Below are 26,274 nucleotides of genomic sequence, written 5' to 3' on the forward strand. Positions count from 1 at the left end.
TTTAGATTTAAGGGCATCCTTTCCCCGAAAGTGTAACGGTAGATTCCGATTGGTTGATCCTGTATTGTATATTATTAACAGCGCAGATTACATCCAGTAATTTTTCCAGACTGACATTATTATCAAAAGAGGCCGTATACCTGCAGTTACGCAGGGCGGGGTCTTTGAACAGGAACTGTACGCCATACCAGCGTTGCAGTTCATCTGCGATGGCCCCCATGGTTTCTTCTTCAAATCTTATTTTGCCTGCTTTCCAGGCCAGGCAGGCAGTAGTGTCGGCTGTTGTTTTGGCAAATACCTGCCGGCGCCGGTCGTAGCTGATCTGCTGGGCAGGCAGCAGGATGTCGAGCACTTTCAGCGAATCGGCCACCTTTACCCGGCCGCTGATAACGGTGACGGCTATATGTTCACTGTTACGATAGGCATCGATATTAAAGGAGGTTCCCAATACGGTAGTGATGAGCCCGCCACTGTGCACCACAAAGGGCTGAGGGCCCGGCCGGATATCAAAGAAGGCCTTGCCTTCGAGGGTTACTTCCCGGTTGCCGTTACGGAATTGTTCAGCATAACGTAGTTTGCTGGCAGCATGCAGCCATACCACCGAACTGTCTGGCAGTACTACTTGCAGCTGCTGGCCGGCTGCTGTCGTTTTTTCCGTGTATGTCACGGGACGTGAGCGCAGCTGGCTCCAGCCCCACAGTAACAGTCCCGCTCCCGCCACTAGGGCAGCCGCTTTCCACCATCCCGCGAAACGCTTTGTCAAAGGCTTCAACTGCTCCTCCGATCCGGCAGGAAAATCTAAGGGTGACGATGGCATATCGGCCAGTGGCGGCCACGCTGCCTCATCCCAGGTACGGGATAACAAAGAGTGGATCAGCGTTTCATCCGGCAAAGCATTCACCAGGTTAAAAAAAGCCTGCAGCTCCTCCCTGCTGCATTGGTTGTGCAGGTAACGTTCGTATAGGTATTTCAGTTGTTCGTTGTCTTCCACAGCCATGTAATTAGTAAACATCAAGCAATACTATCCAGCTTATACACCTGCCGGCAAGGAGATAACTAGTGAGGGAGAAAATTTTTTTTATAACCATTCCCGGAGCAGCAGTGCTACCAGGAAACCGGCCATATCGGCATGGGCATGCACGTATTGGCGAACCAGGCGGAGCGCCTCCACCAGGTGATTGTTGACTGTATATTTGGATATATTCAGCTTCTGTGCAATTTCTTCGTGGGTAAGTTCATCATGACGGCTCAGGCAGTAGATCAGTTTTTTCTGTGGTGGCAACTTATCGATGGCCGCTCTGTATACCTGTTGCAGCTCTTTCATCACCAGTTCTTCTTCCGTGGTATTTCTCATGGCCTCCATCCGTTGATATACCTTTTCCTGCAACTGCTGTTCCCTCGCGGTTTTCCGGATAAAGTTCAGTACATGGTTGAGTGTTGCTTTTTTGATATATCCGCCGAAATGCAGGGCTGGGTTGATCTGTTCCCGCTTGAGCCAGAGGCGGATAAACACCTGTTGTACAATTTCGTGTGCTGTTTCCTTTGATTTGGTAAGATGATAGGCATACGCAAAGATATGGGCCCGGTAATGATCATAGATCTCCCGGAAGGCATCCTTGTCCCCTTCGATCACTCTGCTGATGAGAACGGATTCGTTCGGTATGGCATACTCCATCCCTGGTGGTGTATTAAAGCGTTAGGCAAAACAACAATAAGGTACAGCAGTCAGCAATATCTTTACTACAGGCTTGCTGGTGAAAATAGGAAAAGATTTGGAAAATCCAAAGGCAGGCGATAACGATGCAATTTAAAAACAGTATCGGCATGCCATAAAAATTCAGGCAGATAAAATGAGGACAATTAAAATTGTTTATATTTAATCAAAACAACAGAACCTGGCCACTTATAATGAAGTTCCCATTATGCTTCCAGTTGTTGTATCACCGGAGAAAGCAGCGCAGCTGGTAGCAGCCCTGCATTCATTACGGAAAGAAATATTCGTTATTCTTTTGTTTTAGTATATTTATAACAACTGATACCTATTACATCACTAAATCTACTTTATGAGTGCTCTCCCGAGGCATAGGCTTTTCGACGCAGTAAAATTTCAGCTGGAGAAATTCCCGAAACAGGATATGCTGGCCGCCAAGATCAAGGGCAGCTGGAAGACTTTCAGTACCGCCAGTGTCAGTGAAACAGTGAACCGCTTCAGTGCCGGCTTATTGCAGTTAGGTGTTGGCGGCAATGATTTTACTCCTGAAGGCGCAGACAAAATCGCCATTATCAGCAACAACAGGCCGGAATGGATATTTACAGACCTGGCCGTACAACAGACCGGCGCCGTACTGGTACCGCTGTATCCTACCACCAACCCTGCCGAAATACAATTTATTCTGAATGATGCTGCCGTGAAGTATATCTTCGTTAGCAGCAAGGAGATGCTGGAAAAAATCAGGGATATACGGGATGGAGTACCATCACTTAAAGAAATCTATTCTTTTGATGAGATTCCCGGAGCTACCCACTGGAGCAGCATTCCGGATATGGCCACTCCTGCGCTGCTGGAAAGGGTGGAATCTGTCAAAGCCAGCATCGATCCGGATCATCTGGCTACCATTATCTATACTTCCGGTACTACCGGCACACCTAAAGGTGTGATGCTGACCCATAACAACATCGCTTCCAACGTGGCCTACTCAAAAGTCAGTTTTCCTTTTGACGATGCCCCGCAGCAAAAGGTGCTCAGCTTTCTCCCCCTTAATCACATCTTCGAGAAAACGGTTACCTATATCTATCTTTTCAGTGGTATCGGTATCTATTATGCCGAAAGTATTGATACCATTGGCGATAACCTGAAGGAAATTTGTCCGGATGGATTTACCACTGTGCCCCGCCTGCTGGAGAAAGTATTTGAAAAAATTATGGCTACCGGCAATAACCTCACCGGCATCAAGCGCAGGCTGTTCTTCTGGGCTGTATCGCTGGGAGGAAAATATGACAATATCGTCAGCGGTGGCCCCTGGTACAATTTACAGCTGAGCATCGCCAACAAACTCGTATTCAGCAAATGGCGGGCGGCCCTGGGCAATAACATCAGCTACATCGTTACCGGCGGCGCAGCCTGCCAGGAAAAACTGCTGCGTATTTTTAATGCAGCACGGATACCGGTATACGAAGGTTATGGTCCTACTGAAAACAGTCCCGTTATCAGTGTTAACCGCAGAGTACCCGGCGGCACCAAATTCGGCACCGTAGGCCCTCCTATCGAAGGCATCGAAGTAAAACTGGAAGAAGATGGTGAAATATGCGTAAAAGGTACTACCGTGATGAAAGGCTACTACAAACGCCCGGACCTCACTGCAGACACCGTAATCGACGGATGGCTGCATACCGGTGATATCGGTGTATGGGTAGACAACAAATACCTGAAAATCACCGACCGTAAAAAAGAGCTTTTCAAAACAAGCGGTGGTAAATATGTAGCTCCTCAGCCTATTGAAAACAAATTCAAGGAAAGTCCGTTCATTGAGCAGATCATGGTAGTGGGTGAAGGCAGGAAATTTACCGGCGCACTAATTGTACCGGCATTTGCCTATCTCAAATTCTGGATGAACAAACAAAATATTCCTTTCACTACCCACCAGGAAGCCATTGCCCGTCCTGAAGTACAGGAAGTTTACCAGAAAGTGGTCAACGACTACAATCAGTACTTCAATCATGTGGAACAGATCAAACGATTTGAACTACTGCCGGAAGAATGGAGTATTGCAGGTGGTGAGATGACTCCTAAGTTAAGTCTGAAGCGTAAAGTAGTGCTTGAAAAATATAAAAGCGCCATCGAAAAAATCTATCAGAACGAATAACAAATATGCCCTGACAGTATTGTTTTACTGTCAGGGCCATTTTACAGGAAATACTTTCTTTTCTTCATCCATTTCCCAGGCTCTGATCTCATCTCTTCTATCAGTCACTGCGGCTTCTTCCGTGTCAGTTCCTGCAGACCATCCGGCATTATAATGTTCGGGAAAACGGTTAAATCTCCTGAAGTCTTCTTCAAATACCAGTTGTTTCCATACCAGGTCCTTGTCGTTCTGATAAGTGATTTTGAAAACGTGGCTATACAAATAAGGTAGTTTCTTTTCCGTTGGAGTAAGCCCCAGATAAAAAAACCGGGTTATCATATCAGAAATATTGGTCAATAAATTCTCTCAGGAAATCCTTATTCCCGGAGAGATAACAGTGTAACTGTGGTGAATATAGAAAATTTATTTCGCAACAAACAGGTAATTATAAAATAAAAAATGTTATGCAGAGATTAACAATTTAATCGTTCTGTTGCCTGGAAGCCTATGTACTAAGATTAATCAAACTTATTACTTGTCCCATCGAATAATTTTTACAGCGGGCCTCAATGAGCCCCTGCCAGCCACCAGCTATCTACGGAGTATTTACCCCCACCCGTTATCATCAGCACCAGGCATATACCCAGTACCAGCAGATGAAATTCAAATCCCTCCTGCCCTGCAGACAGTTTACCAAACCAGTTCATGAAGAAACCGTTTTTCCTGTGGATGCAGATAATCATGCCTGTAAACAGTCCGAAAAGAGCTATCGCCATTGCCCGTGTAGCCGTTCCCGTGAGCAAACAAAACATGCCGGAACATTCTACAAAAATAGCTATCATCGCAACAAAAGCTGGCAGGCCGGCTACTTCAGTCATAAACTTCATTTCTCCTGTCAAACCAGGTCCGCGGAACCATCCGAACATTTTCTGTACAGCATGCGGAAACAATACCATTCCCAGTGTAAGTCTTAATATCAAAGCTGTCCAGCTCTTGTCTGTTGCCAGTAATTCATGGATTATTTCCCTGTACATCATCTTTTTTTTTGCAAAGATGATTCATCTGTGATGGCAGGATAGTGCGGTTTATCAAAAAGTTCCTGTGATTTATATCACACTATTGCTGGCTACGGATACGGCTAAGGGTTTCTCTCGTGATGCCCAGGTAAGAAGCGATGTATTGTTGTGGCAGCCGCTGTTCTATGGCGCCATATTCAGCCTGAAATGCCCGGTATTTTTCTTCTGCCGGCTTCTGCAGTTGCAGGATGCGCTGTTGCCATAAGGCAAAAGATTCCTGTAATACCAGATGGAAATAACGTTCCAGGCGGGGTATTCGGTCATACAACGTTTCCAGGGTTGTTTTATTGATCTGGAGCACTTCCGTGGGCTCCAGGGCTTCTATGTTATAGATGGAAGGTGTTTGTGTGATCAGGCTGTGGCGGTCGGTGATCCACCAGTTTTCGAAGCCAAAATGAATAATACGCTCCTTCCCTTCCTTGTCTGTTTCGTATTGGCGAAGGCCGCCTTTAATCACGAAATAATCACGTTTACAGATATCGCCTTCCTGAAGCAGAAAGTGATGCCGCCGTAGTTTTTTCAGTTCCAGGGCATTACAGAATGCGTGCAGCTCCTCTTCATTCAGTTGGACATACCGGTTGATATGTTGAAGCAATAATGAATACATGCCCGAAAGTAATGATTATATTTGAAGCATGGACCAGGCATATCAGCATTTCAGTATTCCCGTGACACCGGATTTTGAATCCGTATTCTCTCATTTTTATTTTGCTGAAAATACAGGTGATACTGCTATTACCAAAACACTGCTACCTTCTTATCAAACTATCCTGGTTTTTATTTTTGGAGGCAAAGCGGTACTGCATTCCCGGCAGGATACCCAGCTGGATATTGACCAGTGTATTGTGTTGGGACCGATCAGGCAGGCGTTTGATTATACTTTGGTTCCTGGTATCCGCATGCTGGTAGCCAATTTCAAAGATGATGCCTTTTTCCGGTTCTTTGGTAATGCGGCCCCGGAGAAAGAAACACCACAACATCCGGACCAGCTGTTGGAAGACAACTGCTTCACCCATCTTTGGGCTGCATTGGGCCAGATAGACCAACCTGCCCGGCAAGTAGCATATATCCTTGAATTTTGCAGGCCCTATCTGCAGCAACAGCATCCATTATCAGAAAAGCTGGCTGGCTTCCGGAACGACAACCTGAATCCCATTAAAGCGATCGCCGGCGCTACAGGGCAGAGCGAGCGTAATATTCAACTGCATCACAAAAAACAATTTGGATACACCGCCAAAGAACGACTGCGGTATCAGCGCTTCATGAAGGCTATTCAACACCTTCAGCAGCAGCTGGCCAGGGGCCGGACAGCCGACTGGTTTGAGTTAATTGATGCCTGTGGTTATTACGATCAAAGCCAGCTGATACACGACTTTAAACATTACCTGCATCTGAGTCCTACGCAGTACATCAAATTCCAGGAAGATATCTGCGTTTCACAGCGCTGATTTCGTTTTCTTACAATATCGCCTTATCCCGTCATGCTACTTTTGTATCATACAATCATACAAAAACAAGCATATGAAACATCTTATTATTTATGCCCATCCTAATTCCGATAGTCTCAACAGCCAGCTGAAACAATCACTGACAGCCCATTTGCAGGAGAATGGTCATGAAGTGATGATAAGAGACCTGTACCAGCTTAACTTTAACCCGGTCTTATCTTTAGCAGATATGCAAGGTCAGCGCGCAGGCCGCGTGAGTGAAGATGTACAACAGGAACAGACCTTTATCTCCGAAGCCGATTGTCTCACTTTTATTTATCCTATCTGGTGGACAGGCCTGCCTGCCATCATGAAGGGGTATATCGACCGGGTGTTTAGTTATGGCTTTGCCTACCGCTACGACCAGGGTGTTCAGAAAGGACTGCTGGGAGCCAAACCCACTGTGATTATTAACACACATGGTAAATCACATGCCGAATACCAGGCTATTGGAATGGGCCATGCCCTCCTGCTCACTTCAGACAAAGGCATCTTTACCTACAGCGGACTGGACATCAGGAAACACTTTTTATTTGACAGAGCAGACAGAGCGGGGAAAGAACAGATCGGGGAATGGACGGAGCAAATCAGGGCTGCATTTGCAGCACCTTGCCCTGCGTGATTGGAGAAAGTATCCTGACTGAAACCCGTAAAACTCAGCCAGGGCAGCGCCGAAACAGGGCAAAAGTTCTGCGGCCTCCCCGGCTTGGGCCTAAATCCTTTTACATCTTTATAAGGCGCCATATCATGGGTAATATTGGCGTAAAACGTGGCAAAAATAAAGTTCAAAATTACACCCAAAAATTATTTTATCCTGCTTTATTATAAATCACCCTGTTTTCATACTCTCCCAATATCACTCTTCCATAGATGATTTTGGTCCAGCCATTTTCAAAACCATGATTATTGGCTATGAGAAAGCCTTTGCCGACATCTTTTTTAATGATTTTGTGCGCATCAATATAACGCCCTTTGACTTTACAAAATACAATGTCACCAATAGCATACTCCGTTTCTTTTTTAAAGGTGAGTAAAGTGCCGTTTTTCAAAATGGGTAACATAGAAGAGCCGAATGCTTTCATTTTTCCTGTTCCAACTGTTTCCAGTTCGTTTTTTAATCTTTCATACTTGTTCATAACATTAAAATTTAGTGTCAATACATAGGAAGGTTAACCTGGTTGTGATCATCAGGGGCAACAGCAAGCTGCATCATTTATACCGGCGATAAATGACAACAGGCTTCTGACAGAAGATGATTAAAAACTTAATGATGATTTATTTCAGAACAGGACAAGGAAGAAACAATACGTTGGGTATACAATACAGAAGGATTTAACCGGGGTAGCGTTAGGATACAGGAGGAGTAAACACTTCAGTGGATGCAGCAGAAGGCCACTTCTGCTTAACATATGGCTGCCATCTTATAGAGATCTGATTCAAAAAGTTCTTATCACCAAGAACCTTAAACTGATGCAAAGAAAAACAAATGTTTCCGGAAAACCTAATTTATCCGGAAATGGATAACTCAGACCACTACACGCTGATAAATACCCCGTCAATGAATCCCATAGTGTATGGGCCATTGACGGGGCTTAATTATTGTCACTGTTATAATTATCGTGAGGCTTTGTGTGCTGCTTCAATCAGCTCCAGTGTATAAGTGATCTCCGGATCTTTATCTGCCTGCGTATAGCCGATAAATTTATCCATCGGTACTTCCCGGTCAGGGATGATACCGCGGCCATTATCTTTGGTGGCATTAAAGAAGTAGAGTTCGGACAACGGTACTGTAAGTACACATTTGGTACGTGGCAACAGATAGTTCCTAAACCAGGCGGCTGTGGTGGCGGCTTCTCCACTACCGGTTTCCTTACCGATCACTTCTCCCCTTTTGTTTTTCTGTACCAGCGAAGCAAAGTAGGTAGCTGCAGAAACAGTACCACCGCCGGTCAGCACATATACTTTTCCGTGGAAGGCGTCTTTATCCGGCGGGAAATTCTCCAGCTGCCCTTCTTTCAGCCGGGCGTTGCCTACATAAAAGCCGGAGCTGTCTTTATCGAAGCGCTGGTACAGGAAATTCCGGTTGCTCTGGATATCTTCATCAGACAGCCTTCTGCCGTTATCCGCCACTGCATATTCCGGATAGGCGATATCGATGGTGCGGGTGCGGTAGTTGTATACATTCCGGAAAGGAGCGTCCGCCAGGAAAGAATACAGCAGGGCTGAGATAGCCGGATTACCACCACCATTGCTGCGAATGTCAATGATCACCTGTTTGTAGTTGCGTTTTTTCACTTCGCGGAAAAACTCGCTGAACTCTTTATAGGCATCTGCTTCGTTGATAGCAAAGGTATTGACAGTCAACAGTCCTGTCTGTGAGTCATCGAAGTAGTTGTTGTAAATATAGTAGGCGCGCTGCAGCAGATTGAACGGAAAAACAGACTGCCGGGTAGCATGATAGGTTTCTGTAGGATTGGAAGCGGTGAGGCTTACCTTACGGGACTCTTTGCTGCCGGGGGCCAGATAGGTTACCGGATAGGTTACCTGGTGGGGCGACTGCAAACTGAAGACCACCTGAAAATCAGGATACAGCCTGTCCATACCGGTGGTAATGAAGCCGTCGCTGTAAGCTGAAGTAGCCAGACTACGGAGTACATCCTTTGCCGGTGTATTGTTGATACTGGTGATCTCAGCACCAAAAGGAATGGCAGCACCTTTTATATTGACAAAGATCTTTCCCCGCTCAATCACAACCGGGAACGGGAAGAACCGCATACTGGCATATAGTTCACGGGAATGGTCATTAGAGAGCCGGAGACTGGTATGCACGTCTCTCACCAGATAGACAGGCGAATACTGCAGGCAGGCCAGCATATCCGACTCTTTACCCATTACCTTTAAGAGTGAATCAACCGAGCGTTCAAAAGTGAGCGAATCGGTGAACTTATAAGGATTGGGGTGTTGTTTTTTCAGGATGTCTACGGCGAGTCTGAAATCGGCTATAAAGTCTTCTTTGGTGAGACTGGCCAGTTTTTTCTCCTGGGCCGATGTGTGCAGGCATGACAGTGCCAGCATGGCGCCGGCGCCAAATATCAACAACTTCTTCATATGTGCAGTGTTTTTTTTACAAGTTAATACAGTCGCTATGAGCCGATCAGCTCCAGGATGCCTTCATTACGGATGATCATCATCCCCTGGCGGTCTTCTGTGATACCTTCTTCCAGTTTGTAGGTATAACGTGGACGGCTACCCTCCATTACGGTAGGCAGATATCTGAAGCGGATATTGCCGTGTTTTTTCAGGGCTTCTCCCACTTCTATGATGTGGGTGGAAACGATGAACAAACAACCGGAATAGGCTGCAAACGCTTCTGTAACTGCCAGCGTACCATCATAAGCATCCTTTACGTTAGTACCTTTAAACAGCTCGTCAAACATCAGCAGCAGGCGTTTTCCGCTGGCGGTGGCTTCTGCCGCCTGTTTCACCCTTACCACTTCTGCATAAAAATGGCTGTATCCCAGGCTGATATTGTCTGATACGTTGATGGAAGAATACAGCCCTTCCCTTACGGAGAAGGAAAACTGTGCGGCCGCCACCGGGAAACCCATATGTGCCAGGTACATTCCAATGCCTACTGACTTCATCAGGGTGGACTTGCCGGCCATATTGGCTCCTGTCAGGAACAGTACATTACTGCCTTCCTGCATGACAATATCATTGCCGATGGCTTTTTCTATGCAGGGATGATACAGGCCGTTGACCGACAAACTGTTTTTTTCAGAGGGAGATGCCTGTGCGTAGTTAAACCCTTTGGTGCGGGCCACCTCACTAACGGCAATGTATACGTCGAGTTCAGCAATGAACAGCAGCAGGTCCTCCATTTCCTTATGGAGTCTGTTTTTGAGCAGATGATCATAGAAGGCCAGTGTTTTCACCGGTAATGCCTTATAGATGTCCATATTGCACAAACGCTCCAGCTGTTTGTCTGCCAGCACCTGCCGGATGGAGGCCACCCTGGCAGCATAAGGCCCCTGTAAAACAGCCAGTGTTTCCACAAAGGCATAACATCTTTTTACAGTTACGATAGTGGCCTGCAATCCCTGTACACTGGCGCGGTAGCGTTCATCACGGGCCAGGGCAGAAAGACCTTTTTTGATAAGCATATCTGCCAGTGTCAGCAATGCACTGCTTTTGCCGCCATTATCCAGGTATTCCCGCATGAGGGTCAGCTGCGGCACATCAAAAGGGAATGCCAGCTTTGCCTCCTGGAAAAAGCGGAAAATACTGCTCCGCTCATTGATGGCAGCCGCATTTTCCAGCGGAGCCTGGAACATCCCGTCCAGCAAACGCTCCCCTCCTCTTGTCTTCACCTGGTTGAACAAATGGTACACTGAACCATGCCGGAATTTCCCCAGCAGGTTCAGTTCATCCATTGTTTGCCTGTCTATACTAAAACTCATGTTATAGCTGTTTCTTTTTTTAGGTGTCCCAGGACTAAAGTCCTGGGCTATAATAGACTGAAGTCCTGAGCTAACCGAAAATAGCCCAGGACTTCAGTCCTGGGTTATGAAGCTCTGGGCTATTTGTGTCCTTTTTGCAAGATGTCCAGTATACCTTCGTTGCGGATGATGATCATACCATGACGGTCGTCTGTGATGCCTTCTTCCAGCGTATAGGTATATTCCGGTACATTTCCGTTCATCCGGGTGGGCAGATACAGGAAGCCGATACCGGCAGATTGCTGCAACTGCTCCCCTGCTTCCACGATATGGGAAGAGATGACGAACTTGCTGTTCTTTTTTCCGGCAAATGCACGTGTAACCGCTACCGTTGCCTCATGAGCATCCTTTACGTTGGTACCCCGGAAAAGCTCGTCAAATATGACCAGCAGCGATTTGCCACTGCTCAGGGCGGCGGCGATTTTTTTCACCCGCAGCACTTCCGCATAGAAGTGGCTGGCGCCGATGCCCAGGTTGTCCGGCAGGTTGATCGTAGTGTAAATACCATCCAGTACCGAGAACTCCATCAGCCGGGCTGCTACGGGGAACCCCATATGCGCCACATACAATGCAGTGCTCAGGGAACGCAGGAAGGTAGACTTACCGGCCATATTAGCACCCGTCAGAAAGATCACGTTCCGGTCGCTGTTCATCGACACATTGTTACCTATCGGGTTTTTCAGGCCCGGATGATAAACACCGTCGAGTTTTAAGATACCGGTACCTTTGTCTAACGCCTTCGGGAATACGAATTTTTTCTCTACAGCCACCGCTGCTACGGACAGGTATACATCCAGAAAAAACACATGGCCCAGCAGCTGGATGATCTTTTGTTTTTCACGTGTTCTGAACAACAGATCATAAGCAGTGACAGCACCATAGGATAATTTTCCCTTCATGGGTTCGTTCAATGCAGGTTCCAGTGCCGGGTCGGCCAGCAACAGTGCTATTTCCGTCCGCTCCCTGGCATAGGCTGCAATGCCCGCCACTGCCGGCCCTTCGATGAACCGGTGTACATGCTGCAGCAAACCTATCACAGCGGTAACACCGTTGTAAATATCTTTCTCACTCAGTGTAGCCTGCACCGTATTTTTTGAGAGGACATCCCCGTTTTTCAGATACTTCTCTGCCATATCAAACAGGGCTGCATCAAAAGGGAAAGCTACCTGCAGCTGCGCAAAATGCGCGATAATACTGCTGCGCCGGTTGATTTCCTCTTTATCCGACAACGGCTGACGGAACATCTCTTCGAGGCATGCTTCGCCACCACGGGTGTGGGTATGGTTGTACAGGTCGTAGATACCGCTGACATCCCGCTTGCCGAATATGCGGAGGTCGTCTATTGTTTGTTCGTCTGTTTGTAATATCATCGGTTCCCGTTTTTATTGTCTTTTACGACGTAGCAGTAATATAGTTCCGGCCAGCAGCACGATAACAGGTAATACCCATACAAATATTATCTTCTCGATATTTGCTATGGTGCCGCTGATCGTCAGTTTGGTATCCCGTGCCTCCGGCCTTGGTGTGAAGATGGGGAAGGCTCCCTCATCCATCCAGCTGTACAGGTCTATGCTCAAAAAACCTCCCCCCTGACGGGTGTTGCTCATAAAATCGGCATCACCGCATACGACTACACGCTGTTGTTTGTTATTCACCTGACGGGTCAGCGATACAATGGTGGCATAAGAAGACTGTTTACTGTCGCCTTCCTGCAGATTAAGCACCGGCGGCAAAGAATCGGTTACCAGCGTACCTACCTTCATCCATGCTTTTCCGGAGAAGGTAGTCAGGATAGTGGTAGGTTTGTAGTTACTGCTGTCTGTCACAGCGATGCCTGTGGCGCCTGGCATCAGTATTCCCAGACTGTCTTCTCCTTCCTCCTGCAGCTGCCGGATGGCCTTGAGGACAGGGTCCTGCGACAGGTAAGTACCGGCAGGCGTCAGATATGGTTTTACCATATGCGGCATTTCATCTTTGGACACTTCTATGAGTGTACCATTCATGAGTTGCACACCCAGTTGTTTCAACAGCGGATTCAGTATCTGTTGTTTGCCTGGCTCTCCCAGTATCATCATATTACCACCGTTCTGCAGGTAATGACTGATTCTTTCCGTAGCTACCGGACTAAGTTCTGTCTTAGGATCTGCCAGCACCAGTGAGGTAATACCAGCAGGTATTTCCCGGGCATCTGCATTCAGGGTATCTGCATCAAAACCCAGGTTGATCAACGACGAACGGAGCCCTTTTGCAATAGCATGTAACATGTATTCGCGCTCACCTTTTTTATGGATGCTGCGTTGCAGATTACCTGTCAGGAAAATATTCTTAGGCAGCGAGGCCTGCATCAGGCGTTTGAAGGCAGGTGCCACCTGTTGCTCTTCCGGCCAGAATGAGGCATCATCAAAGGTGCGCAGGAAAGTGGTCTGTCCTTTGTATTTCAGCTGCATCACCAACCGGTAGCTTTCCGGCTGCAGGTTGACCATCCGGCGCATTTCTGCCGGTGTTTTAAAACCAGCGATCTTCACGTCATATCCTTCTGCCATCTGGGTGGCTATCTGCTGCAGGGTTTTACCCGGCCAGGTTTTATACAGGGAACTATCTGCATCATCGGTATCATAATAATACACGTAGTTGAATTTGATGTCCGGTTTGAAGCGCAGGTAAGGTTCCCACAGACTCCACAGATAATCGTTGCGATTTTCCGGCAGGCCACGTTGTACACCTGGTCCCAGCAGGTTGGTATACAGCGTGATCTCCAGCGGCTCGTCACCCAGCTCTTTTAATATCCGTTGTGTATTGGGATGCAGTGTATTTTTTTGGGTAGCGGTAGTATCCCAGCAGCCAATAAAGGCAGGACGGGAGCTTACATAACCTATCAGTAATACGGATACAGACACCAGCAGGTAGCGGGCCGTTGTTACAAACCAGGGCTTGGATTCACGACCGGCCTTGAGTTTGATCAGGGTAAATGTTACAAACATATACATGATCATCACAAAATAAATCACATCCTTGGTGGTGATCAGTCCTCTCAACATCTTGGTAGTACGTCCGGAAATAGAAAGGAAATAAGTCAGGTCCCTCACGATATCATACTTCTGCCACAAGCCACCGATGCGGCTCAGCACAAAGATGATGATAAAACTGCCAATGGCTGATACGATCTGGTAATTGGTGAGACAGGACATAAACAAGCCGATGGCCGTATAGGTACATACCAGCAAATAGAAGCCCAGTGCGGCAGACAACAATATTCCGTAATCTGCATGGTATATACTGAAAACACCCATGAGCATAAACACGCCTACAATGCCTAACAGCAGCAGGTTGTAGATCATGATAGCCACGTATTTTCCAAGTACAATCTCCCGGGTTTTGATGGGAGAAGAATATAACAACCGGATAGTACCATTGTTGATTTCTCTGCTGATCAAACCCATTGTCAGCAAGGGAACAAACAGATACAGGTTTTGCAGTACATTGGCAAAAATGCTGTCCTGCCCTAAAAAAACCCCTGAGGTCAGCGAGATACCAAAGTCCTTGAATTTAGGATTGTTCCTGACGGCTATGTCCTGCCAGTTGGCGATATTGAGTATGGCGTAGGTATAATACACCCCACACTGCACCATAAATGCGATTGTTAAAAACCAGGCCACCGGTGAATAAAAGAGTGTCCGAAGCTCTGTTTTCGCAATCCTGAATATCATCTTCATGTATAAAAATTATTGGAGCGATTGAATAGATAATTGCTTGAAAATATCATCGAGCAAACCTTTGTCGAGACTGATTTCCCGGAGACGCCATCCCTCCTGCACGCTGGCGGTAATAATCCTTTCGGTGATTTCCTGATCACCTTCGAAATAAATGCGTACCTGGGTATCATTCAGGATTTCCACCTTCGATACGCCGCTGATCTTCTGCAGTTCGGAAGCAGGCGGCATATTTTCCATATGTGCCAGCACACTATGCGGTTGTACGTAGTTGTTGAAAGCATCCATGGTATCAGAGAAGATAACCCTTCCTCCCTCTATCATCACGATCTCCCGGCACAGCAGGTGTATCTCAGAGAGGATGTGAGACGACAGCAGCACGGTATGCTCCTGGGCTATTTCGCGGATCAGTTTACGTGCTTCTATCAGCTGATTGGGATCGAGACCATTGGTAGGTTCGTCCATCACCACTAGTTTGGGTTTATGGATGATAGCCTGTGCAATGCCTACACGCTGGCGGTAACCTCCTGACAGATTGCGTATCAGGCGGGTACTGAAATGGGAGATACCACAACGTTCTTTAGCTTCTTCCACGGCTTTGCGGATTTTACTTTTTTCCACGAGCCGCAGCTGTGCGCTGTACTGCAGGTATTCGTCCACGGTGAGATCAGTGTATACGGGCGGGTTCTGTGGCAGAAACCCGATTTCTTTTTTGGCCAGCTCCGGTTCTTTCCTGATGTCTTTACCATTCACATATACCTGGCCTTCGGTTTGATTCAGCACACCGCAGATGATATTCATGGTCGTAGACTTACCGGCGCCATTGGAGCCCAACAGCCCGATTACGCCAGTATGGCCTATTTCCAGGTTAATATCGCGGATGGCCCAGGCACTGCTGTACCGGTGGGATAGCCGGTCGATTTTTAATATAGTGTTCATAATACGTTTTGAAAAAGTAGATGTTGATGCAAAACCTTCTTTAATAGGAGAAGGCCATGATCGTTTGTTCCTGTCCGTTAGTACCTCCCGGCAGCCCTACCAGCGCCAGTGTCCAGTTTCTGAACACCCATTGATGTACGCCTCCCGGCAGCGGATAGTGAATACCATTTGTTGTAAAGCTGGTGATCAGCGTGTTGCTGGCTGCATCTCTGAATTCAAATACATAGTCTTCGAGGGCAGCGTTGACAGGATAGTTCCGGAAGCCCGTCATGCCTTTGAAAGGGAGGCTGCTGACTTCCGCGTCGCCGGTTTTATTTTTGATGACCACCTTTACCGGAGCGCTGCCCGGAGAGAGGTTCACAAACCGTAATCCTGTTGTGCTGTCACCCAGAGGATGGTAAGGCAATACATCATTGGTAAATACGGTATCCGGTGTATTGACTGTACCGGTTAAAAACAGTGTACGGGTAGCACCGATGGGGAGGTCGAGTGTCAGTTTGAACAGCGGCGTGCTTTTATCTGTGGTATCAGGATACTGATACAGCCACAGTGGCTGGCTGCCGCTATAGGACCTGAAACGGTTGACCAGCGGGTTGAATGGTACCTTATAATCCAGTTGTACAGCCAGATAATAATCAAAAGGATTTCCACCATTGAAGTTGGTCACCAGCGGACGGCTGTCTGGCACGGCGTTGATGATGGTCAGGGATGCGGTACCGGGAGCCACTTTATCTTTAGCGCAGGCCATCAGCAGGCTTACCATCAGGCATGGTATCAGGTAACGTAGACATTTTTTATAGGAAAGCATATTAATATCCGGGATTTTGAGTGAGGAAATGGTTTACATTGATCTCAGCAGGTGGTATTGGATACAACAGCTGGAAATCACCGGCCCATGGCTGTTTCAGCGGAATAGCAGACAACACGTTATGTGCTTTGGCTGTCCGCTTGAGATCAAACCAGCGGTGTCCCCATTCTGCAAAAAACTCAGTCTGCCTTTCCTTGGCTATAGCCGCCAGCAGCTGATCCTGATTTAGGGAAGCAGGCAAAGCCGGCAGACCCGCCCTGTTACGGATAATATTGAGATCGCTGATGGCACTGGTCATACCGCCAGGACCGCCGTTGGCAGCGGCTTCCGCCCGTATCAGATACATTTCTGCCAGACGCAGCGGTGTTTGATATTCATTGAATGGCGCACCGAAACTACTGTTAGCAGTACCTATTTTGTATTTGTTGGAATAATAACCAAGCGGAGGTGGAGGTGTGTTGGGCGCTCCTATCGGTTGGGAGCTGTCTACCCAGGATACAAAACGCTTATCTCCTGTTTCAAAGGCTTTCAGCTGTATATCCGTCAGGCAGAAACCGGGAGAACCGGTGTGCAGCGGGTTGGGCAAACTCAAATAAGCTTCCGGCAGGGCATTATTCAGTATAAAACCGCCGGCGGGTTTCAGCTGCCAGAGGGCTTCCCGGCTGGCGGGTGAAAACACGTTATCCAGACTGGCTTCCAGCTGATACAGGTCTGTATGATTGATAACCCCGGAGGCAGCATCAGCTGCATTGGCATAATCTTTCTGATAAAGGTAAACCCTTGCCAGCAGGGCGAGTGCGGCATAACGGTTAGGACGCACCCTTTCGTTGCTGCTGGTGGGATATGCTTCCGGCATGGTGGCAACGGCATCTTTGAGGTCCGCTACCAGCTGCTGATATATCTGCTGCTGCGGTGTCCTCGACATAATGCATGTTTTGTTAAAATCCGTAGTCAGTGCCAATGGCACATCTCCATAAAAATTAGTCAGATAGAAATAGGAAAAGGCGCGTACAAACTTTGCTTCTCCTGTCAGCGCCCTGCGCACACTATCCTTAAGGTTAGACGAGGTAGAGGCGGCAATACCTTCAATCACTGCGTTGGCACCATATATGGCAGTATAGGCTGAAGACCATATGTTAAAAACGAAACCGGCGTTATAGGCGGTGAGCTTATTGGTATTGGGAAGATAGAATTGCTGATCACCCGCTCCCTGGTAATTATACATTTCATCGGAGGAAACTCCAGCCAGCAAGGTAGACATGCCAGCAGCGAAGGAGGTATGTCCGATAGTGGCTGCCTGGCTATTGTCATCTGCATTGATCATTCTGGTATAAATCCCCGCCATGGCGCCGTTGGCCTGTTTTTCAGAACTGAACACCTGACCGGTGGAGATAGTATTGATAGGATCAGGAACAGATACCAGTTTTTTACAGGAAGAAAACACGACTGCCAGCAACAGGCAACGGCAAGTATTGGTTATTATCTTTTGATACTGCATCACTGATCATTTTAAAAGTTAAGCATAAAGCCACCGGTGAGTGTTCTGGCAGACGGCAGTGCCAATGTACCCTGTACTTCCGGGTCCAGTCCTGCAAACCGGGTGATGGTGAAAACATTTTGTGTCTGGATATAAAAGCGACAGCCTTCCATACGAGCTCTTTTAATCAGTTTCTCCGGGAGGTCGTAACTGATAGCCAGGCTTCTTAACCGGAGGTAGGAAGCATTGGAGAAGATGCCATCAGAGTAGGTGAACATACCATCGGAAGCATTGGAGAAAGCCGGGTACCGGGCATTGTCACCTGGTTTGGACCAGTGATCACGAAGCGATTCCACAGGCAGGTTGTACTGGGAACCCGGAACAATGGTCGCTAGAGGACTTTCGCCCAGCTGTTTTTTGAAATCAAATAAGAGATCGAGCCGTAAGCCTTTCCAGAAAAACTGGGAGCCAAAGCCGCCATAATATCTGGGTTGCTTGTCAATGGCCACATAACGGTCGTCATTGTTGGTACCGGCCAGGTTGGTAGGCACTACATCCACCTTTCCATTCTTGTTGTGATCTTCATAACTATACTTTCCTGTCTGCGGGTCCACTCCCAGCAAATGGAGGTAATATCCGGTAGACAGTGACTGTCCCACTCTGTATTGTGTAGCATAAGGAGACAGCTCCAGACCGGGATAAGACACCAATACGTTGCGGTTGGTGGATATGTTAAAGTTGACTGACCAGGACAGATCTTTGCTGCGTATCAGCTGGGCACGCAAGGTACCTTCCCAGCCGCTGTTTTCCACGACTGCTTCCCAGTTGGCCACCACGCTGGGAAAACCGGTGTATTGCGGAGTAGGCAGACTGGTAACCTGATCGCCTGTACGATTACGGTAGTGGGCTACTTCCAGATTAATGCGGTCGTTCAGAAATCCCAGCGATATGGCTCCTTCAAATTTTTTATTGGCTTCCCAGTGGTATTCCTGATTGATAGCATGAATAGGTACAAAAGGCTGTACGTTATCGTATTTATTGAGCTGCAGGGTACCCAACATAGAAGCCCATTGCGACAGATACTGGTAATCGCCAATAGAACCATCGCTACCGGTGATACCATAGCTGCTTCTGAGTTTGACAAAACTAAACCAGGAAGGCAGTATAGCCTTCATCCATGGTTCTTCCGAAGCTACCCATCCCAACCCTACAGAACCGAAATTGCCGAACTGGCGGCCGGGAGCAAAGCGGGAAGAGCCATCCCTTCTGCCATTGAGATTGATCAGGTATTTATTGTCCCAGTTATAGGAGATCCTTCCGAAAACAGCCGCATACTTGTAACGGCTGTATCCTTCCATAGTCTGTTGTATCGGAGCATTGGCCGGGCTTTTGATCAGATTATCATCACCATAACCCGCTGCGAAGGTCACAAGACCATTGGTAGTAGTGTTCTGGAGACTTCCACCCGCCTGCACCGTCATATTTCCTTTACCGATAAAACGGCTGTAAGCCAGCTGCGGCTCTACAATCCAGTTGGTATTTTTGGTACTGCCGAAAATCGCCAGGCCGGATGGGTTCAGGATGGGATTCTGGGATGCAATCGGTATAAAGGAATTATTGCCGTTGTTGACATAGGAATAACCACCGGTAGTGCTGAAAGTAAGTCCTTTGATGATCTCATATCTTACTTCCAGATTGGTGTTGAACTGGTTTTGCTGATTGGTGTTGTTTCTGAGCAGATAAGCAAAGGGATGTTCACTCAGTGGTTGTCCGGTACTCCAGTCGGTGAAATTGAGATTACCTTTGCTGTCAAAGATGGATGGTGCATTAGGCGCCAGGGAAAACAGCGTGGAAGAGGCCTGTATAGCATCCACACCGGTATACCCGATGATGGTACCAATGCGCAGGCTAAACTTCTGGTCTTTACTTTTGTGCTGCAGGCCGGAAGATACGGATGCCACCTGCGTAGCCCCGCTGCTGGTCAGCATTTCTACCTGTCGGGAGTAGTTGGCACTGACATAAAAATTATTCTGAATATCGCCACCAGACAGGCTGGCTGATACTGTGGTGAGTTTACCGGTGCCCAACACCTCCTTGCGCCAGTCGGTATTACGGGTGGTGTCCCACACGGTGAGATCCAGCGCATTGGCAGGTGTAGGAGTAATCCCATCATTCTTAAAGGCTTCACGGCGCATTTGTAAATACTGTCTGGTATCCATCAGCGGCCAGCGACGAGGCACGGTAGTAATACCCTGTTTGACATCGAGTGAAAAGGAGGTTTTGCCTGCCTTACCTCTTTTGGTAGTGATGATGATCACCCCATTGGCGCCACGGGAACCATAGATAGCCGTAGCATCAGCATCTTTCAGTACTTCAATGCTTTCTATATCTTTCGGACTGAGGCCAAATAAAGGGCTTTGTCCCTGTGTTGCAGAAAGACCACCCTGTACATATCCTGGAGACACGCCTGCCTGATAGGTACTCCCGGTGCTTACTCCCAGCACGGTGAGTGGCACTCCGTCAACAATATATAAGGGATCTGACAGGAAATCCTTACCCAGAGAGTTTCTTCCCCTGATTTCCAGTTTAACGGGCGAGCCGGCATAACCGCTGGTTTGTGTCACCAGCAGGCCGGGCACCTTCCCCTGCAGGGCGAGCAGGGGATTCATGACCGGTTGTTGTGCGATTTCAGTTCCGCTGACGCGGGTAATATTACCGGTGGCCAGGCGTTTGCTGGTAACACCGTAAGCCTGTACCACAGCCTGGTCCAGCTCACTGGTAGCCACTCTCATTTTAACATACATCGGCGCACCCGGCAGTGTTGACGGCAAGGTCACTTTTTCATAACCGATGCTGGAGAAAGTCAGCATCTCCTTGTACTTCAGCTTATTCAAGGTGAATTGACCTTTCTCATTTGTCTGGGTACCCTTGCCGGAACTACTGGCAAAGACACTTACACCGGGCATGGGCATATTGGATTTTTCATCGTATACCACGCCGGTGATCTCCGTGGCCGGCGGCGTACTGTTAAAATCAGGCGGTGTGTCAGACTTACGGAAAACAACGATGGTGCTGCCTACAATGGTATAGTTGAGCGGCAGTTTGGCCACCAGTGTTTTCATAAAAGCGTCCAGTGGCTGTTTTTGGGCATTCACCGGAACAGTGATGTTCACATCTACATGTTCAGGATTAAACACCACGGCATAGTTGGTCTGCTTTTTTATCTCTGCAAAAACCTGTTGCAGGGATACCTTATTACTACTAAAAGTAATGGTCTGTGACCATCCTTTGAGTGGCAGACCCATAGCAGCTATCAGGAGCAGCCATATCGTCTGTTTGACAGACCGCCGTTGCTGCGGGACATTCCGCTGTTGATGACTCAATTCTGGCATAACATTTTTTGGTTGATTTGTAAATAATCAGGCAGATGATATTTCCGGCAAGACATAGCTCCGCCCTTAAGCCTGATGGCTTTTACCGTTAGAGACATAGCCGGCCCTTACCGTTAAGAGCCGGTATGTTCACATCATCACCTTTGTTGCTTTTTGATTTTTAATTTCTCTTATGGATACTTTATGGCATTACTATTAATTGCTTCCCTTCTATCCTGAAATGAACCCCCATTGTCTCCAGCACTATCAGTGCCTGCGGTAGGTTCAGGTCCCGTTTGATTTCCCCGCTGAATATAATATCTGTGCTTCCTGGTTCATATATGACTGTTACATCGTACCATCTGGCCATCTGCCGCAGCACCTCTTTCAGATGGGCATGATCAAACTGGAAGGAGCCGTTTTTCCAGGCGATGGCCATTTCCAGGTCAGGACTGTCCACGATGTCCATTCCTTGTGCGGTGATCTGCGCTTCCTGTCCGGGTTTCAGCACTGAAGCCTGTTGCCCGTGCACCACTTTCACACGCCCTTCCAGCAGGGTGGTGCGGATATGTTGCTCATCCGTATAAGCGTTGACGTTAAACCGTGTACCCAGTACTTCCACTGTTGCTTTACCATCCACATCTACCCGGAAAGGTTGTTTCGCATTGGCAGCTACTTCGAAGTAGGCTTCCCCGCTGATTTTCACCTTACGTTCCTTGCCGGTGAAAGCCGTAGGGTAAGTAATACCCGACGCTGCGTTGAGCCATACGGCTGTTCCATCGGGCAGCTGTACCTTATATTGTCCGCCACGGGGCGTAGAAAGTGTATGGTATTCCACTACATCAGCATGGCCCTCATAATCCAGTTTGCCACTGTCATTATGTACGGTGATGCCCTGTTGCTGAAAGATGCTGCCATGAGCGCTGTCCAGCACAATCTCCTGGCCGTTGGACAGCTTCAGCACGGCGCGGTTGGAGCCGGAAGTAACGGCCACGGCTATAGGTGGTGTTTCCTGTTTCTTCCCCTGTATCAGCAGTCTGGCAGTGCCGGCAACGGCCAGCAGCAACACTGCCGCTGCTGCATATCTTACCCAGGGCCTACGTAAGAATGGAATAGTTCGGACGTTCTCTTTTTCCGTTATAGATACCATCAGCCGGTTGAGTATACGCTGGCTGACATCGGCAGAAAGGGCTGGCTTCTCTTTCATAGATCCGTCATAAGCCTCTTGCAGCATAGCTTCCAGGGCTTCATTATTTTCTGACGGATTTTCCCGCAGCCATGCAAACAGGACTGCGCTCTCCGTTTCGGAGATGCTGCCGTCCAGGTACTTTTGCAACAGGTCTGAAGGAAATTTATTTGGTTCCATACTAATAAGACTAATGAATAAAAGAAATGGGTGGATGCCTCAGAAAAAAAATTTTATTTCATGGCTATCAGCAGCATCAGCAGGGAGATGCTGCCATGTTCCAGGAGGTATTCCCGGATAGATTTCACGGCCAGTGACAGGTGCTGTTTGAACGTATTACGGGAGATGTTCATCTGCGTGGCTGCTTCTTCATAACTCATCCCCTGCTGACGGCAAAGGATAAACGCTTCCCGCCGTTGGGGAGGGAGGTTATCAATCGCTTTCCGCAGCAGCTCTTCATACTGTTTCTGTTCCACCGCATTCATTAGTGATTGTTCATGGATTCCCAGGGACACCCGGTGCATCACCTCATCCCGTATCGCGTCGAACAGCGAAATCCTGTTCAGCTGGGTAAGGGCCGTATTACGGGCCAGGCGGTATAAGTAAGCGGCAAGAGAGGATTTAATATCCAGCTGGGACCTGATTTCCCAGATCTTCAGGAAAACATCGTGCACCAGGTCTTCCGTCAGCAGCGGATTTTTGGTGAATTTCAGCAGGTAGGTATAAATACCTCCATGGTATTGTAAATAGATAGCAGTAAATGCCTCCTGGTCACCAAGGGCAAGTTGCGTCAGCAATTCCTGTTCATTCATTATGTTGCGAGATATCGTACGATCCACTCCCCTACACCGGAAGCAAGGGTAAATTTAATATTAATTGCCACAAAAAAAGAAGCTTTTCACACCCGGCCGTACTTGAATTTGTCCATTAATATAAAATACCATAAGTTTATTCCTCATTACGTTTTTGCTTATTCTTCATTTAATCTTATCCAACTTTACGTCACAATGCAACCAAATCACGAGCGTGCCACGATTGGCCTGACCAACAATTTGTATCATGTGAAAAACCTGCTTCCCCTGCTGCTGTTTTTTGCCTTCCTGCCGTACAGCTTCGGACAGAACAGTGATGTCCCCGATAAATATGCCGGCGGTAAAAAGGTGATTACGGAATTCAGTAAAATTCTCAACCCCAACGGGGTCCAGGAAAACTTCGAAGCCAATATCGGCGGGGTGAAACAATGGGTATTTGTAAGAGGACAGGATAAAGACAATCCTATCATACTGTTCGTTCACGGCGGCCCGGCCTCTCCCATGGCGCCTGTCGCCTGGATCTGGCAACGCCCGGTGGAAGAGTATTTCACCATGGTCCAGTACGATCAGCGGGCTTCCGGGAAAACCTATCTCGCCAACGATACCACCACACTGGGACCCACTATTCATATAGACACCTACGTTAATGATGCTATCGAGCTGGCAGAACAGATCCGGAAAAAGTACAACAAAAAGAAACTGATCCTGATGGGACACAGCTGGGGAACGATCGTGTCTATGAAAGCTGTGCTGAAGCGCCCGGATCTCTTTTATGCCTACATTGGTGTAGGCCAGAATGTCAACACGATGGACAACGAGCGGGTCAGCTTCGAGTTTGGCCTGAAGGAAGCCACCCGGTTGAAAAATGAGGAGGCTATCAGGGAACTGCAGTCCATCGCGCCCTACCCCGGCGACAAACCGCTTACCCGGGAAAGGATCATCATAGCCCGCAAATGGCCTCAATACTACGGCGGACTGGCAGCATACCGGCCGGAGCCTCAGTACTTCTATAATGCACCTTTCCTGTCGCCTGATTATGACAAAAAAGATGTTGCCGCTATCGATCAGGGTAATATATTCAGTCTGTCCCGTTTATTGGATGAGTTTCTGGCAGTGGACTTTAAAAACGTGAAGACATTCCCCATCCCTGTACTCATGTTTATGGGACGGCATGATTATACCACACCCGCTGAACCTGTCGATGCCTGGCTCAAAAAAGTGAAAGCACCTTATAAGAAGGCGGTATGGTTTGAAAAGTCTTCTCACCTGATCCCCCTGGAAGAACCGGGCAAATTTCTGCTGACATTGGTACAGGACGTACGTCCGCTGGCCCTCAAATAATACTGATATCCCTTTACACTATATTAACCTGCATCGGGGCGCTTCCTATAGCGCCCCGTGCTATTTTAAACAATCGCATATTTATGTCAGATTGGTATAAATGAATCTCCGGAGTGACATCTAATTTTGCTGTTAAATGGAAGTCATTCCTGATATAAAAGCAGATGTTTACGAGCCTGGCCCCGAATACTGCGAAGAAGCTGTCCCGAGAATGCAAGGCAACTTCTTTTTGTTTATATAGGACCCCTTCCTGCCATGTCGGTTTCGTACAAGGCTCTCCATTATAAAATCATCTTTGCAATATCAAACAAAACAAATGACACAGTTGACCACAACAACCCCGGCACCGGTATCTCCAGCCGGCACCTATTACAACTATCATGGCGGTTTCTTCCAGGTGCTGATAGCCTCAGCCACCACACAACACAACTTTTCGCTGATAGACATCTCCTTGCCCAAAGGAGTAGAACCTCCCTCGCATACGCATACACGGGAAGATGAAACATTCTATCTGCTGGAAGGTGAAATGACATTTTATATTGGGGAGCAATGTATTACAGCCCGGCCAGGAGAAGCTGTATTTGCACCCAGAATGGTGCCACACCATTTTAAGATAATGACCGCTTCTGCCACGTTCCTTACGCTGATCACTCCGGGCACTTTCCTGGATTACTTTCTGGAATTCAGCACCCCCTGTGATGGAGTACCCCGCATAATACCGCCACAAGGGCCTCCTCCCGCGGCCCATCTGGAGAACATTACCAGACAACTCACACAGAAATACGGTGTTTTGTTCCAGTAAAACTTTCCAGATTGCCGCTGAGGTTGTATCAGCGATTGAACACGCAACGGAAGCCATACCTGAAATCAAAAAATGAAAATTAAAATGAAACGAACCAGCTTATCACTTACTGCTACCATTATAGGCATCATGGCAATGACAGCCTGCAAAAGAAATGCGAACGAAACATCCGGACGTAATACAGACACGATCAACTATTCCCTAAACGCAGGCTCTGTCATAGAATGGAAAGGCATTATGCGCCAGGGATATAACAGCGGCTCTTTTGATATTGACAATAGTAATATTGAAACGAAAAATGGGATAGTTACCAGTGGTACCATTACTATTCCCATCTCCTCTATCAAAAATTATAATCTGCCTGATTCCGCATTAAAAGAACAGTTATTACATCACCTTAAAAGCGCCGACTTCTTTAATTTGGCGGTTTACCCCACAGCCACCTTTCGTATCAGGCAGGTGCAGCCATATACGGGAGGAGACAGTATCAACCCAACGGCAAAAGCCAATTGTCTTGTTGATGGTAGCTTTACCATGTTGGGAAAAACCAACCCTGTAACATTTCCTGCGTATATCCATTTCAGTGGGGAACAGATGGAGATAGCTGCCTTCTTTACTATTGACCGTACGAAATGGGGCATGACTTATGCGTCTGACTCTTCAGCTGGATTGTTTATCTACAAAGACGTAGCGCTTCGTATGGCAGTTAATGCCCGCCGGAAATAAAGAAATGCGTATAACTGCCCAAGTAGTTATACGCAATCTGTTTTTTAAGCATTAATACCTATCTCCGGCAAATAAACCTGTCCTAACTTTGCATTAAAGTTGGCCCCTGATATAAACATCAGACATTACGATACTGTACATGCCACACTAGACCCATGCGGCGGTACACTGGCAACAGCCAATGGCCGGCCCAAGAAA

22 protein-coding genes and 1 pseudogene are annotated in these 26,274 nt (G+C 47.6%); 6 read left to right on the plus strand and 17 right to left on the minus strand.

The genetic code is table 11. The features are described 5' to 3' along the window. Positions 1-7: 7 nt before the first annotated feature. The gene (locus KD145_RS05340) at positions 8-1,012 is read right to left on the minus strand and encodes a FecR family protein (RefSeq protein ID WP_212004873.1); all 1,005 of its coding nucleotides are present in this window, start codon (positions 1,010-1,012) and stop codon (positions 8-10) included. Positions 1,013-1,078: 66 nt separating this feature from the next. Then, positions 1,079-1,675: an RNA polymerase sigma factor gene (locus tag KD145_RS05345; RefSeq protein WP_212004874.1), complete on the minus strand. Its 597-nt coding sequence runs from the start codon at positions 1,673-1,675 to the stop codon at positions 1,079-1,081. 388 nt (positions 1,676-2,063) lie between these two features. On the opposite strand from KD145_RS05345, the gene KD145_RS05350 reads away from it, so the two are divergent. Then, complete coding sequence (locus KD145_RS05350) at positions 2,064-3,863, plus strand: long-chain fatty acid--CoA ligase (protein ID WP_212004875.1); 1,800 nt, start codon at positions 2,064-2,066, stop codon at positions 3,861-3,863. A gap of 30 nt (positions 3,864-3,893) precedes the next feature. Here the strand turns inward: KD145_RS05350 and KD145_RS05355 are convergent, their stop codons facing one another. The 3 genes from KD145_RS05355 to KD145_RS05365 all read right to left on the minus strand — a co-directional run bounded on the left by KD145_RS05355 (position 3,894) and on the right by KD145_RS05365 (position 5,525). Continuing rightward, positions 3,894-4,181 carry a hypothetical protein gene (locus KD145_RS05355; RefSeq protein ID WP_212004876.1) on the minus strand — a complete coding sequence of 96 codons (288 nt, stop codon included), beginning with the start codon at positions 4,179-4,181 and terminating at the stop codon, positions 3,894-3,896. Positions 4,182-4,408: 227 nt separating this feature from the next. Next, a complete protein-coding gene (locus KD145_RS05360) occupies positions 4,409-4,876 on the minus strand; it encodes a DoxX family protein (RefSeq protein ID WP_249219744.1) in 468 nt (155 codons plus the stop codon). A gap of 82 nt (positions 4,877-4,958) precedes the next feature. Continuing rightward, entirely contained in the window at positions 4,959-5,525 is a 567-nt protein-coding gene (locus KD145_RS05365; RefSeq protein WP_212004877.1) for a Crp/Fnr family transcriptional regulator, read from the minus strand. 28 nt (positions 5,526-5,553) lie between these two features. Here KD145_RS05365 and KD145_RS05370 point away from each other — a divergent pair, with 28 nt between their 5' ends. Together KD145_RS05370 and KD145_RS05375 are read left to right on the plus strand one after the other, a co-directional pair. Continuing rightward, entirely contained in the window at positions 5,554-6,366 is an 813-nt protein-coding gene (locus tag KD145_RS05370) for a helix-turn-helix domain-containing protein (RefSeq protein ID WP_212004878.1), read from the plus strand. Positions 6,367-6,439: 73 nt separating this feature from the next. After that, the gene (locus KD145_RS05375; protein WP_212004879.1) at positions 6,440-7,027 is read left to right on the plus strand and encodes an NAD(P)H-dependent oxidoreductase; all 588 of its coding nucleotides are present in this window, start codon (positions 6,440-6,442) and stop codon (positions 7,025-7,027) included. Between the two features lie 23 nt (positions 7,028-7,050). On the opposite strand, the pseudogene KD145_RS32560 reads toward KD145_RS05375, so the two are convergent. The 12 genes and pseudogenes from KD145_RS32560 to KD145_RS05430 all read right to left on the minus strand — a co-directional run. Further along, positions 7,051-7,206: pseudogene (locus tag KD145_RS32560) on the minus strand (CatA-like O-acetyltransferase); the annotation flags it as partial. Positions 7,207-7,214: 8 nt separating this feature from the next. Then, entirely contained in the window at positions 7,215-7,541 is a 327-nt protein-coding gene (locus tag KD145_RS05380) for a S24 family peptidase (protein WP_212004880.1), read from the minus strand. Between the two features lie 478 nt (positions 7,542-8,019). Beyond that, the gene (locus KD145_RS05385; protein ID WP_212004881.1) at positions 8,020-9,513 is read right to left on the minus strand and encodes a S41 family peptidase; all 1,494 of its coding nucleotides are present in this window, start codon (positions 9,511-9,513) and stop codon (positions 8,020-8,022) included. Between the two features lie 35 nt (positions 9,514-9,548). Further along, complete coding sequence (locus KD145_RS05390) at positions 9,549-10,865, minus strand: DNA mismatch repair protein (protein ID WP_212004882.1); 1,317 nt, start codon at positions 10,863-10,865, stop codon at positions 9,549-9,551. A 119-nt stretch (positions 10,866-10,984) separates the two neighbouring features. Continuing rightward, the gene (locus KD145_RS05395) at positions 10,985-12,274 is read right to left on the minus strand and encodes a DNA mismatch repair protein (protein ID WP_212004883.1); all 1,290 of its coding nucleotides are present in this window, start codon (positions 12,272-12,274) and stop codon (positions 10,985-10,987) included. A 12-nt stretch (positions 12,275-12,286) separates the two neighbouring features. Next, positions 12,287-14,617 carry a Gldg family protein gene (locus tag KD145_RS05400; protein ID WP_212004884.1) on the minus strand — a complete coding sequence of 777 codons (2,331 nt, stop codon included), beginning with the start codon at positions 14,615-14,617 and terminating at the stop codon, positions 12,287-12,289. A 9-nt stretch (positions 14,618-14,626) separates the two neighbouring features. After that, positions 14,627-15,553, minus strand: coding sequence for an ABC transporter ATP-binding protein (locus KD145_RS05405; protein WP_212004885.1), 927 nt, complete (start codon positions 15,551-15,553; stop codon positions 14,627-14,629). Between the two features lie 40 nt (positions 15,554-15,593). Beyond that, positions 15,594-16,361, minus strand: a complete 768-nt coding sequence (locus tag KD145_RS05410) for a DUF4397 domain-containing protein (RefSeq protein ID WP_212004886.1) — start codon at positions 16,359-16,361, stop codon at positions 15,594-15,596. Between the two features lies 1 nt (position 16,362). Further along, entirely contained in the window at positions 16,363-17,859 is a 1,497-nt protein-coding gene (locus KD145_RS05415) for a RagB/SusD family nutrient uptake outer membrane protein (protein WP_212004887.1), read from the minus strand. An 11-nt stretch (positions 17,860-17,870) separates the two neighbouring features. Further along, on the minus strand, positions 17,871-21,230 hold the full coding sequence (locus tag KD145_RS05420; RefSeq protein ID WP_212004888.1) for a SusC/RagA family TonB-linked outer membrane protein: 3,360 nt from the start codon (positions 21,228-21,230) through the stop codon (positions 17,871-17,873). A 181-nt stretch (positions 21,231-21,411) separates the two neighbouring features. Further along, positions 21,412-22,575 (minus strand): FecR family protein, encoded by a 1,164-nt coding sequence (locus KD145_RS05425; RefSeq protein ID WP_212004889.1) that lies wholly within the window; start codon positions 22,573-22,575, stop codon positions 21,412-21,414. A 53-nt stretch (positions 22,576-22,628) separates the two neighbouring features. Next, the gene (locus tag KD145_RS05430) at positions 22,629-23,207 is read right to left on the minus strand and encodes an RNA polymerase sigma factor (RefSeq protein WP_113618908.1); all 579 of its coding nucleotides are present in this window, start codon (positions 23,205-23,207) and stop codon (positions 22,629-22,631) included. A 195-nt stretch (positions 23,208-23,402) separates the two neighbouring features. Here KD145_RS05430 and KD145_RS05435 point away from each other — a divergent pair, with 195 nt between their 5' ends. The 3 genes from KD145_RS05435 to KD145_RS05445 all read left to right on the plus strand — a co-directional run bounded on the left by KD145_RS05435 (position 23,403) and on the right by KD145_RS05445 (position 26,076). Next, the gene (locus KD145_RS05435) at positions 23,403-24,548 is read left to right on the plus strand and encodes an alpha/beta fold hydrolase (RefSeq protein ID WP_212004890.1); all 1,146 of its coding nucleotides are present in this window, start codon (positions 23,403-23,405) and stop codon (positions 24,546-24,548) included. A 316-nt stretch (positions 24,549-24,864) separates the two neighbouring features. Continuing rightward, positions 24,865-25,350 carry a cupin domain-containing protein gene (locus tag KD145_RS05440; RefSeq protein WP_212004891.1) on the plus strand — a complete coding sequence of 162 codons (486 nt, stop codon included), beginning with the start codon at positions 24,865-24,867 and terminating at the stop codon, positions 25,348-25,350. A gap of 84 nt (positions 25,351-25,434) precedes the next feature. After that, positions 25,435-26,076, plus strand: a complete 642-nt coding sequence (locus KD145_RS05445) for a YceI family protein (protein ID WP_212004892.1) — start codon at positions 25,435-25,437, stop codon at positions 26,074-26,076. Positions 26,077-26,274: the final 198 nt, after the last annotated feature.

Source organism: Chitinophaga sp. HK235 (assembly GCF_018255755.1).
Taxonomy (GTDB): Bacteria; Bacteroidota; Bacteroidia; order Chitinophagales; family Chitinophagaceae; genus Chitinophaga.